Genomic DNA, 10028 nt, shown 5'->3' on the forward strand with positions numbered 1-10028 from the left:
ACGAGGACTGAGAAATGGGTATCCGCAAGTACAAGCCGACGACCCCGGGCCGTCGTGGCTCCAGCGTCGCCGACTTTGTCGAGATCACGCGGTCCACGCCGGAGAAGTCGCTGGTCCGCCCCCTGCACAGCAAGGGCGGCCGTAACAACGCCGGTCGTGTGACCGTTCGCCACCAGGGCGGTGGCCACAAGCGCGCCTACCGAGTGATCGACTTCCGTCGTCACGACAAGGACGGCGTGCCGGCCAAGGTCGCGCACATCGAGTACGACCCGAACCGCACCGCGCGCATCGCGCTCCTGCACTACGCGGACGGCGAGAAGCGCTACATCATCGCGCCGCGTGGCCTGACGCAGGGCGACCGTGTCGAGAACGGCCCGGCCGCCGACATCAAGCCCGGCAACAACCTGGCGCTGCGCAACATCCCGGTCGGTACGACCATCCACGCCATCGAGCTGCGGCCCGGCGGCGGCGCGAAGTTCGCCCGTTCCGCGGGTGCCTCCGTGCAGCTGCTGGCGAAGGAGGGCACCATGGCCCACCTTCGTATGCCGTCGGGTGAGATCCGCCTGGTCGACGCCCGCTGCCGCGCCACGATCGGCGAGGTCGGCAACGCCGAGCAGTCGAACATCAACTGGGGCAAGGCCGGCCGCATGCGCTGGAAGGGCGTTCGCCCGACCGTCCGCGGTGTCGCGATGAACCCGGTTGACCACCCGCACGGTGGTGGTGAGGGCAAGACCTCCGGTGGTCGCCACCCGGTCTCGCCGTGGGGTCAGAAGGAGGGTCGTACTCGCTCGCCGAAGAAGGCATCGAGCAAGTACATCGTCCGCCGCCGCAAGACGAACAAGAAGCGCTAGGAGCGGGTTTAGATGCCGCGCAGTCTCAAGAAGGGGCCCTTCGTCGACGGCCACCTCATCAAGAAGGTGGACGTACAGAACGAGGCAGGCACCAAGAACGTCATCAAGACCTGGTCCCGTCGCTCGATGATCGTCCCGGCCATGCTGGGTCACACCATCGCGGTGCACAACGGCAAGATTCACGTCCCGGTGTTCGTCACCGAGTCGATGGTCGGCCACAAGCTCGGCGAGTTCTCGCCGACTCGCACCTTCCGCGGCCACGTCAAGGACGACCGGAAGTCGAAGCGCCGCTAACGCGGGGTGACTGACTATGACTTACACCGAAGGGACAACCATGGAAGCCAGGGCCCAGGCGCGGTACATCCGCGTCACGCCCATGAAGGCCCGCCGCGTGGTGGACCTCATCCGTGGCATGGATGCCACGGAGGCTCAGGCGGTCCTGCGTTTCGCCCCGCAGGCCGCGAGCGTGCCGGTTGGCAAGGTGCTTGACAGCGCCATTGCCAACGCTGCACACAACTACGACCACACCGACGCCTCTTCGCTGGTCATCAGCGAGGCGTACGTGGACGAGGGCCCGACCCTGAAGCGGTTCCGTCCGCGTGCTCAGGGCCGTGCCTACCGGATCCGTAAGCGGACCAGCCACATCACCGTGGTCGTCAGCAGCAAGGAAGGAACCCGGTAATGGGCCAGAAGGTAAACCCGCACGGGTTCCGGCTCGGCATCACCACGGACTTCAAGTCCCGTTGGTACGCCGACAAGCTGTACAAGGACTACGTCAAGGAAGACGTCGCCATTCGTCGCATGATGACGAAGGGCATGGAGCGGGCCGGCATCTCGAAGGTTGAGATCGAGCGCACCCGCGACCGCGTCCGCGTTGACATCCACACCGCCCGCCCGGGCATCGTCATCGGTCGCCGTGGCGCCGAGGCCGACCGCATCCGTGGCGAGCTGGAGAAGCTGACCGGCAAGCAGGTCCAGCTGAACATCCTCGAGGTCAAGAACCCCGAGGTGGACGCTCAGCTGGTGGCCCAGGCCGTCGCCGAGCAGCTCTCCTCCCGCGTCTCCTTCCGTCGTGCCATGCGCAAGAGCATGCAGAGCTCGATGAAGGCCGGCGCCAAGGGCATCAAGATCCAGTGCGGTGGCCGCCTCGGCGGCGCCGAGATGTCCCGCTCGGAGTTCTACCGCGAGGGCCGTGTGCCCCTGCACACGCTCCGCGCGAACGTCGACTACGGCTTCTTCGAGGCCAAGACGACCTTCGGCCGCATCGGTGTGAAGGTCTGGATCTACAAGGGCGATGTCAAGAACATCGCCGAGGTCCGCGCCGAGAACGCTGCTGCCCGCGCTGGCAACCGCCCGGCCCGTGGCGGCGCTGACCGCCCGGCCGGCCGTGGTGGCCGCGGTGGCGAGCGTGGCGGTCGCGGTCGCAAGCCGCAGCAGTCCGCGCCGGCAGCCGAGGCCCCCAAGGCCGACGCTCCCGCCGCCGCTGCTCCGGCTGAGAGCACCGGAACGGAGGCCTGACCGAAATGCTGATCCCCCGTAGGGTCAAGCACCGCAAGCAGCACCACCCGAAGCGCAGCGGTATGTCCAAGGGTGGCACGCAGGTTGCGTTCGGCGAGTACGGCATCCAGGCGCTGACCCCGGCGTACGTGACGAACCGTCAGATCGAGGCAGCTCGTATCGCGATGACCCGCCACATCAAGCGTGGCGGCAAGGTCTGGATCAACATCTACCCGGACCGCCCCCTGACGAAGAAGCCTGCCGAGACCCGCATGGGTTCCGGTAAGGGTTCTCCCGAGTGGTGGATCGCGAACGTCAAGCCGGGTCGGGTGATGTTCGAGCTGTCCTACCCGAACGAGAAGATTGCTCGTGAGGCGCTTACCCGCGCTGCTCACAAGCTTCCGATGAAGTGCCGGATCGTTCGGCGCGAGGCAGGTGAGTCGTGATGTCGGCCGGTACCAAGGCGTCCGAGCTGCGCGAGCTGGGCAACGAGGAGCTCCTCAACAAGCTCCGCGAGGCCAAGGAAGAGCTGTTCAACCTCCGCTTCCAGGCGGCGACCGGGCAGCTCGAGAACCACGGCCGGCTCAAGTCCGTCCGTAAGGACATCGCCCGGATCTACACCCTGATGCGCGAGCGCGAGCTGGGCATCGAGACGGTGGAGAGCGCCTGATGAGCGAGAAGACTGTGACTGAGACGAACACCGACCGCGGTTTCCGCAAGACCCGTGAGGGTCTGGTCGTCAGCGACAAGATGGACAAGACCGTCGTCGTCGCTGTCGAGGACCGTGTCAAGCACGCGCTGTACGGCAAGGTCATCCGCCGTACGAACAAGCTCAAGGCGCACGACGAGCAGAACGCCGCAGGCGTCGGCGACCGCGTCCTCCTGATGGAGACCCGGCCGCTGTCCGCCACGAAGCGGTGGCGCGTCGTCGAGATCCTCGAGAAGGCCAAGTAATTCCTGAGGGGCATTCCCCTCAGGCAAGTTCCGCCAGGCTCGGTGGGGGTCCGCTCCGGTAACGGAGTGGCCCCCGCCGGGAACCGGCAGACGATCAGGAGATAGACGTGATCCAGCAGGAGTCGCGACTTCGCGTCGCCGACAACACGGGTGCGAAGGAAATCCTCACCATCCGTGTTCTCGGTGGTTCGGGTCGCCGCTACGCGGGCATCGGTGACGTCATCGTCGCCACCGTCAAGGACGCGATCCCCGGTGGCAACGTGAAGAAGGGTGACGTCGTCAAGGCCGTCATCGTTCGCACCGTCAAGGAGCGTCGTCGTCAGGATGGCTCGTACATCCGCTTCGACGAGAACGCCGCCGTCATTCTGAAGAACGACGGCGACCCCCGCGGCACCCGTATCTTCGGCCCGGTGGGCCGTGAGCTGCGCGAGAAGAAGTTCATGAAGATCATCTCGCTCGCGCCGGAGGTGCTGTAAGCATGAAGATCAAGAAGGGCGACCTGGTTCAGGTCATCACCGGTAAGGACAAGGGCAAGCAGGGCAAGGTCATCGTGGCCTACCCCGCTCAGGACCGCGTCCTCGTCGAGGGTGTCAACCGGGTCAAGAAGCACACCAAGGCCGGTCAGACGGCTCGCGGCTCGCAGACGGGTGGCATTGTCACCACCGAGGCCCCGATTCACGTCAGCAACGTTCAGCTGGTCGTGGAGAAGGACGGCAACAAGGTCGTCACCCGCGTCGGCTACCGCTTTGACGACGAGGGCAAGAAGATCCGCGTTGCCAAGCGGACCGGTGAGGACATCTGATGACTGCCACCACTGCGCCGCGTCTCAAGACGCGCTACCGCGAGGAAATCGCCGGCAAGCTGCGTGAGGAGTTCTCGTACGAGAACGTCATGCAGATTCCCGGCCTGGTCAAGATCGTGGTCAACATGGGTGTGGGCGACGCCGCCCGCGACTCCAAGCTGATCGATGGCGCCGTGCGCGACCTCACCACGATCACCGGCCAGAAGCCGGCTGTCACCAAGGCCCGCAAGTCCATCGCGCAGTTCAAGCTGCGCGAGGGTCAGCCGATCGGCTGCCACGTCACCCTTCGTGGTGACCGGATGTGGGAGTTCCTGGACCGTACGCTGTCGCTCGCGCTGCCGCGTATCCGTGACTTCCGTGGCCTGTCGCCGAAGCAGTTCGACGGCCGTGGCAACTACACCTTCGGTCTCACGGAGCAGGTCATGTTCCACGAGATCGACCAGGACAAGATCGACCGGGTCCGGGGCATGGACATCACCGTGGTCACCACGGCGACCAATGACGACGAGGGTCGTGCCCTCCTTCGTCACCTCGGCTTCCCGTTCAAGGAGAACTGACCGTGGCGAAGAAGGCTCTGATCGCTAAGGCCGCCCGTAAGCCGAAGTTCGGCGTTCGCGGGTACACCCGCTGCCAGCGCTGCGGCCGGCCCCACTCCGTCTACCGCAAGTTCGGCCTGTGCCGCGTGTGCCTTCGTGAGATGGCTCACCGTGGCGAGCTGCCGGGCGTGACCAAGAGCTCCTGGTAATTCTCCTTCGCCCTCTGGGCGTTGGGAATTGACGGAAGCTCTCGGTAAGCATCTGGTCGGCAGGAGCCCGCCCTCACATGCCGTAGGCTTGTGGGGTTGGGCGCCTGCCGCCCAAGACCGACTTACTACGCCGTAGGTCCCCGCACCGCACCCGTCCTGCCTCTGAGTAGGGAGAGGGATGGCGCATACAGGAAACCCCGGCGAGAGAGGCCGAAGGCCAATTCATGACCATGACTGATCCCATCGCAGACATGCTCACGCGTCTGCGTAACGCGAACTCGGCGTACCACGACTCCGTCGTGATGCCGCACAGCAAGATCAAGTCGCACATCGCGGAGATCCTCCAGCAGGAGGGCTTCATCACCGGCTGGAAGGTCGAGGACGCCGAGGTTGGTAAGAACCTCGTCCTCGAGCTGAAGTTCGGCCCGAACCGCGAGCGCTCGATCGCCGGCATCAAGCGAATCTCGAAGCCGGGTCTGCGTGTATACGCAAAGTCCACCAACCTGCCGAAGGTCCTCGGCGGCCTGGGCGTGGCGATCATCTCCACGTCCCACGGTCTCCTGACCGGCCAGCAGGCCAGCAAGAAGGGCGTAGGTGGGGAAGTCCTCGCCTACGTCTGGTAGTCGGGAACGGAGGAATAGCTCATGTCGCGAATCGGCAAGCTCCCCATCCAGGTTCCCGCCGGTGTGGACGTCACCATCGATGGCCGTACGGTCGCAGTGAAGGGCCCCAAGGGCACCCTCTCGCACACCGTTGCGTCGCCGATCGAGGTCACCAAGGGTGAGGACGGCGTTCTGAACGTCGTCCGCCCGAACGACGAGCGTCAGAACAAGGCCCTTCACGGCCTGTCCCGCACGCTGGTGGCGAACATGATCACCGGTGTGACCCAGGGATACACCAAGGCGCTCGAGATCAGTGGTGTCGGTTACCGCGTCCAGGCGAAGGGCTCCAACCTGGAGTTCGCCCTGGGCTACAGCCACCCGATCCTGATCGAGGCCCCGGAGGGCATCACCTTCAAGGTGGAGTCCCCCACGAAGTTCTCCGTCGAGGGCATCGACAAGCAGAAGGTCGGCGAGACCGCGGCCAAGATCCGCAAGCTGCGGAAGCCTGACCCGTACAAGGCCAAGGGCGTCAAGTACGCCGGCGAGGTCATCCGCCGCAAGGTCGGAAAGGCTGGTAAGTAGCCATGGCATACGGCGTAAAGATCGCCAAGGGCGACGCCTACAAGCGTGCCGCCCTCAAGCGTCGCCACATCCGTGTCCGCAAGCACATCTCCGGTTCGCCGGAGCGTCCGCGCTTGGTCGTGACGCGGTCCAACCGCCACATGGTCGCTCAGGTCATCGACGACATCGCGGGCCACACGCTCGCGTCGGCGTCGACCCTGGACGTCTCCATCCGTGGTGGCGAGGGCGACAAGAGCACCCAGGCCAAGCAGGTCGGCGCCCTGGTCGCTGAGCGTGCCAAGGCCGCAGGCGTCGAGGCCGTCGTGTTTGACCGCGGTGGTAACCAGTACGCCGGGCGGATTGCCGCTCTGGCTGACGCCGCCCGTGAAGCCGGGCTGAAGTTCTAAGCCCCGGTTCCTACGCACAGCGGACGTAACAGAGAGAGGTAAATCCAATGGCTGGACCCCAGCGCCGCGGAAGCGGTGCCGGTGGCGGCGAGCGGCGGGACCGGAAGGGCCGTGACGGCGGCGCAGCTGCCGCCGAGAAGACCGCGTACGTTGAGCGCGTTGTCGCGATCAACCGCGTCGCCAAGGTTGTGAAGGGTGGTCGTCGCTTCAGCTTCACCGCGCTGGTCGTGGTGGGCGATGGTGACGGCACCGTCGGTGTCGGCTACGGCAAGGCCAAGGAAGTTCCCGCGGCCATTGCCAAGGGCGTGGAAGAAGCCAAGAAGAACTTCTTCAAGGTTCCGCGTATCCAGGGCACCATTCCTCACCCGATCCAGGGCGAGAAGGCTGCGGGCGTCGTCCTGCTGAAGCCTGCTTCCCCCGGTACCGGTGTTATCGCCGGTGGCCCGGTGCGCGCCGTTCTGGAGTGCGCCGGCGTTCACGACATCCTGTCGAAGTCGCTCGGCTCCGACAACGCGATCAACATCGTGCACGCGACCGTGGCGGCCCTCAAGGGCCTGCAGCGTCCCGAGGAGATCGCGGCTCGCCGTGGTCTGCCCCTCGAGGACGTCGCCCCCGCGGCTCTGCTTCGTGCACGTGCGGGAGCGGGTGCGTAATGGCTCGCCTCAAGATCACGCAGACGAAGTCGTACATCGGCAGCAAGCAGAACCACCGCGACACCCTTCGTTCGCTCGGGCTCAAGCGCCTGCACGACGTGGTTGTCAAGGAGGACCGCCCCGAGTTCCGCGGAATGGTGCACACCGTCCGCCACCTCGTGACGGTTGAGGAGGTCGACTGACATGGCGGAGAACAAGCCGCTGAAGGCCCATGACCTCCGGCCCGCCCCGGGCGCCAAGACCGCCAAGACCCGTGTGGGTCGTGGTGAGGCGTCCAAGGGTAAGACCGCCGGTCGTGGCACCAAGGGCACCAAGGCCCGTTACCAGGTTCCGGAGCGCTTCGAGGGTGGGCAGATGCCCCTCCACATGCGTCTCCCGAAGCTCAAGGGCTTCAAGAACCCGTTCCGCACCGAGTACCAGGTCGTGAACCTGGACAAGCTCGCGACGCTCTACCCCGAGGGTGGAGAGGTCACCGTGGCCGACCTGGTCGCCAAGGGTGCGGTGCGCAACAACCACCTCGTCAAGGTCCTCGGACAGGGCGAGATCTCCGTGGCACTGCAGGTTTCGGTTGACGCCGTCTCCGGCTCCGCCAAGGAGAAGATTGCCGCCGCCGGCGGCACCGTCACCGAGCTCGTCTGAGACAACTCGATGGCCTGAACATCCGACCGGGGATGCCTCTCATATGGGGCATCCCCGGTTGGTCGTTCCTAGGTGGGCATGGTCGCCGGTAAGGTGGCGTGCGTTGTTGTGTGGTAACCCCCTGGGCGCCCGCCCGGGGACCTTTGACTGTTACGTATTCGTCGATCCTCAAGACCGTCACCTCTACGCATTGCGCGGGGGTCGCAGGAGGCACCGTGCTCACCGCGTTCGCCCGGGCGTTCAAGACGCCCGACCTGCGCAAGAAGCTGCTCTTCACGCTCGGCATCATCGTGCTCTACCGGCTCGGGGCACACATCCCGGTACCGGGAGTGAGCTACGAGAACGTCCAGACCTGTGTTGATCAGGCCAGCAAGGGCAACAACAGCCTCTTCGGCCTGGTGAACATGTTCAGCGGTGGTGCACTGCTGCAGATCACGATCTTCGCGCTCGGCATCATGCCGTACATCACGGCCAGCATCATTCTTCAGCTGCTGACCGTGGTGATTCCCCGACTCGAGGCGCTCAAGAAGGAGGGGCAGTCCGGGCAGGCGAAGATCACGCAGTACACGCGTTATCTGACCGTCGCGCTCGCCATCCTCCAGGGCACCGGCCTGGTGGCCACCGCCACCAGTGGCGCGCTGTTCAGCGGCTGCCCGGTCGCCGACCAGATCGTGCCGAACCAGTCGATCTTCACGACCATCGTCATGGTGATCACGATGACCGCGGGTACCGCGGCCGTCATGTGGCTCGGTGAGCTCATCACCGACCGCGGCATCGGCAACGGCATGTCGATCCTGATGTTCATCTCGATCGCCGCCAGCTTCCCCGGCGCCCTGTGGGCCATCAAGACCAGCGGCAAGCTGGCCGACGGCTGGATCGAGTTCGGCACCGTCATCCTGATCGGCTTCGTGATGGTGGGCCTCGTCGTCTTCGTCGAGCAGGCCCAGCGCCGTATCCCGGTGCAGTATGCGAAGCGCATGATCGGCCGCAGGTCGTACGGCGGTACCTCGACGTACATTCCGCTGAAGGTCAATCAGGCGGGTGTGATTCCCGTCATCTTCGCTTCTTCGCTGCTCTACATCCCGGCCCTGATCGTCCAGTTCTCCAACTCCACTGCGGGCTGGGCGACCTGGATCAAGGACAACTTCGTCAAGGGCGACCACCCGTACTACATCACGGCGTACTTCCTGTTGATCGTCTTCTTCGCCTTCTTCTATGTGGCGATTTCGTTCAACCCCGAGGAAGTCGCCGACAACATGAAGAAGTATGGTGGGTTCATCCCGGGTATCCGGGCTGGTCGACCTACTGCCGAGTACCTGAGCTACGTGCTCAACAGGATCACTTGGCCGGGCTCGCTGTACTTGGGTCTGATCGCTCTTGTGCCGACGATGGCGTTGGCCGGCTTCGGTGGTGCGAACGCCAACTTCCCGTTCGGCGGGACGAGCATCCTGATTATCGTGGGTGTGGGGCTGGAGACCGTGAAGCAGATCGAGAGTCAGCTCCAGCAGCGCAATTACGAAGGGTTCCTCCGCTGATGCGAATCGTCCTCGTCGGGCCGCCCGGTGCCGGCAAGGGAACGCAGGCTGCGTACCTTGCCAAGAACCTGTCGATTCCGCAGATCTCCACGGGCGATCTCTTCCGTGCCAACATCAGCCAGGGCACCGACCTTGGCAAGCAGGCCCGCGCCTTCATGGACGCAGGGCAGTTGGTGCCGGACGAGGTCACCATCGGGATGGCCAAGGACCGCATGTCCCAGCCGGACGCCGAGAACGGCTTCCTGCTGGACGGCTTCCCGCGCAATGTGGGTCAGGCCGAGGCTCTTGACGCCATGCTCAAGGACGAGGGCACCAAGCTGGACGCGGTCCTGGACCTGGAGGTCCCCGAGGACGAGGTGGTCAAGCGCATCGCCGGCCGCCGGATCTGCCGGAACGACGGCTCGCACGTCTTTCACGTGACGTACAACCCGCCGAAGACCGAGGGCGTCTGTGACACCTGTGGCGGCGAGTTGTACCAGCGCGACGACGACACCGAGGACACGGTTCGTACTCGGCTGGAGGTCTACCACACGCAGACCGAGCCGATCATCGACTACTACAGGGCCCAGAACCTGGTGGTCACCATCTCCGCGCTCGGCAAGGTCACCGATGTGACCGAGCGGGCGATGGAGGCTCTCAAGTCCGCCAAGGGCTGAGAGAAAACCCCGCAGTACTTGTGCAGTCGGCCGCGGCGTCCATGGGGGGCGCGGGCGGCGGTTTTGGGCGGATGGGTTTTTTAGGGCCCCCCCCCCCCCCATCTAAGCAGAGCCCATGAGAGAGGG

The 10028-nt window shown here is 65.1% G+C and carries 19 protein-coding genes; all 19 read left to right on the forward strand.

Going from position 1 to position 10028, the window contains the following annotated elements; all coding sequences use genetic code 11:
• Positions 1–14: 14 nt before the first annotated feature.
• The 19 genes from rplB to ACFVYE_RS39955 all read left to right on the forward strand — a co-directional run bounded on the left by rplB (position 15) and on the right by ACFVYE_RS39955 (position 9902).
• On the forward strand, positions 15–851 hold the full coding sequence (gene rplB / locus ACFVYE_RS39865) for a 50S ribosomal protein L2 (RefSeq protein WP_093773282.1): 837 nt from the start codon (positions 15–17) through the stop codon (positions 849–851).
• A gap of 12 nt (positions 852–863) precedes the next feature.
• Positions 864–1145, forward strand: coding sequence for a 30S ribosomal protein S19 (rpsS, locus tag ACFVYE_RS39870; RefSeq protein ID WP_003966956.1), 282 nt, complete (start codon positions 864–866; stop codon positions 1143–1145).
• A gap of 40 nt (positions 1146–1185) precedes the next feature.
• On the forward strand, positions 1186–1533 hold the full coding sequence (rplV, locus tag ACFVYE_RS39875; protein WP_004571827.1) for a 50S ribosomal protein L22: 348 nt from the start codon (positions 1186–1188) through the stop codon (positions 1531–1533).
• Positions 1533–2369 carry a 30S ribosomal protein S3 gene (gene rpsC / locus ACFVYE_RS39880; protein WP_037688007.1) on the forward strand — a complete coding sequence of 279 codons (837 nt, stop codon included), beginning with the start codon at positions 1533–1535 and terminating at the stop codon, positions 2367–2369. Before rplV ends, rpsC begins: the two co-directional genes overlap by 1 nt.
• A gap of 5 nt (positions 2370–2374) precedes the next feature.
• On the forward strand, positions 2375–2794 hold the full coding sequence (gene rplP / locus ACFVYE_RS39885) for a 50S ribosomal protein L16 (RefSeq protein WP_014047785.1): 420 nt from the start codon (positions 2375–2377) through the stop codon (positions 2792–2794).
• Positions 2794–3018: a 50S ribosomal protein L29 gene (gene rpmC, locus ACFVYE_RS39890; RefSeq protein WP_015035581.1), complete on the forward strand. Its 225-nt coding sequence runs from the start codon at positions 2794–2796 to the stop codon at positions 3016–3018. Before rplP ends, rpmC begins: the two co-directional genes overlap by 1 nt.
• Complete coding sequence (gene rpsQ, locus ACFVYE_RS39895) at positions 3018–3302, forward strand: 30S ribosomal protein S17 (RefSeq protein WP_030977953.1); 285 nt, start codon at positions 3018–3020, stop codon at positions 3300–3302. The genes rpmC and rpsQ overlap by 1 nt, the downstream gene beginning before the upstream one ends.
• Before the next feature lie 107 nt (positions 3303–3409).
• On the forward strand, positions 3410–3778 hold the full coding sequence (gene rplN / locus ACFVYE_RS39900) for a 50S ribosomal protein L14 (RefSeq protein ID WP_003966950.1): 369 nt from the start codon (positions 3410–3412) through the stop codon (positions 3776–3778).
• A gap of 2 nt (positions 3779–3780) precedes the next feature.
• The gene (rplX, locus tag ACFVYE_RS39905) at positions 3781–4104 is read left to right on the forward strand and encodes a 50S ribosomal protein L24 (RefSeq protein WP_028439250.1); all 324 of its coding nucleotides are present in this window, start codon (positions 3781–3783) and stop codon (positions 4102–4104) included.
• Positions 4104–4661: a 50S ribosomal protein L5 gene (gene rplE, locus ACFVYE_RS39910; protein ID WP_037688009.1), complete on the forward strand. Its 558-nt coding sequence runs from the start codon at positions 4104–4106 to the stop codon at positions 4659–4661. Before rplX ends, rplE begins: the two co-directional genes overlap by 1 nt.
• Positions 4662–4663: 2 nt before the next feature.
• Positions 4664–4849, forward strand: a complete 186-nt coding sequence (locus tag ACFVYE_RS39915) for a type Z 30S ribosomal protein S14 (protein WP_003948630.1) — start codon at positions 4664–4666, stop codon at positions 4847–4849.
• Positions 4850–5073: 224 nt separating this feature from the next.
• Positions 5074–5472: a 30S ribosomal protein S8 gene (rpsH, locus tag ACFVYE_RS39920; RefSeq protein ID WP_037688013.1), complete on the forward strand. Its 399-nt coding sequence runs from the start codon at positions 5074–5076 to the stop codon at positions 5470–5472.
• A 21-nt stretch (positions 5473–5493) separates the two neighbouring features.
• Entirely contained in the window at positions 5494–6033 is a 540-nt protein-coding gene (gene rplF / locus ACFVYE_RS39925; protein ID WP_030914145.1) for a 50S ribosomal protein L6, read from the forward strand.
• Positions 6034–6035: 2 nt separating this feature from the next.
• Positions 6036–6419 carry a 50S ribosomal protein L18 gene (rplR, locus tag ACFVYE_RS39930; protein ID WP_093540756.1) on the forward strand — a complete coding sequence of 128 codons (384 nt, stop codon included), beginning with the start codon at positions 6036–6038 and terminating at the stop codon, positions 6417–6419.
• 47 nt (positions 6420–6466) lie between these two features.
• Positions 6467–7072 (forward strand): 30S ribosomal protein S5, encoded by a 606-nt coding sequence (gene rpsE, locus ACFVYE_RS39935; protein ID WP_030914151.1) that lies wholly within the window; start codon positions 6467–6469, stop codon positions 7070–7072.
• Entirely contained in the window at positions 7072–7254 is a 183-nt protein-coding gene (gene rpmD / locus ACFVYE_RS39940) for a 50S ribosomal protein L30 (RefSeq protein WP_018550611.1), read from the forward strand. The genes rpsE and rpmD overlap by 1 nt, the downstream gene beginning before the upstream one ends.
• 1 nt (position 7255) lies before the next feature.
• Positions 7256–7711: a 50S ribosomal protein L15 gene (rplO, locus tag ACFVYE_RS39945; RefSeq protein ID WP_018550610.1), complete on the forward strand. Its 456-nt coding sequence runs from the start codon at positions 7256–7258 to the stop codon at positions 7709–7711.
• 215 nt (positions 7712–7926) lie between these two features.
• On the forward strand, positions 7927–9246 hold the full coding sequence (gene secY / locus ACFVYE_RS39950; protein ID WP_093540755.1) for a preprotein translocase subunit SecY: 1320 nt from the start codon (positions 7927–7929) through the stop codon (positions 9244–9246).
• Positions 9246–9902 (forward strand): adenylate kinase, encoded by a 657-nt coding sequence (locus tag ACFVYE_RS39955; protein ID WP_114246103.1) that lies wholly within the window; start codon positions 9246–9248, stop codon positions 9900–9902. Before secY ends, ACFVYE_RS39955 begins: the two co-directional genes overlap by 1 nt.
• Positions 9903–10028: the final 126 nt, after the last annotated feature.

The organism is Streptomyces sp. NPDC058239, assembly GCF_042882185.1.
GTDB lineage: Bacteria > Actinomycetota > Actinomycetes > Streptomycetales > Streptomycetaceae > Streptomyces.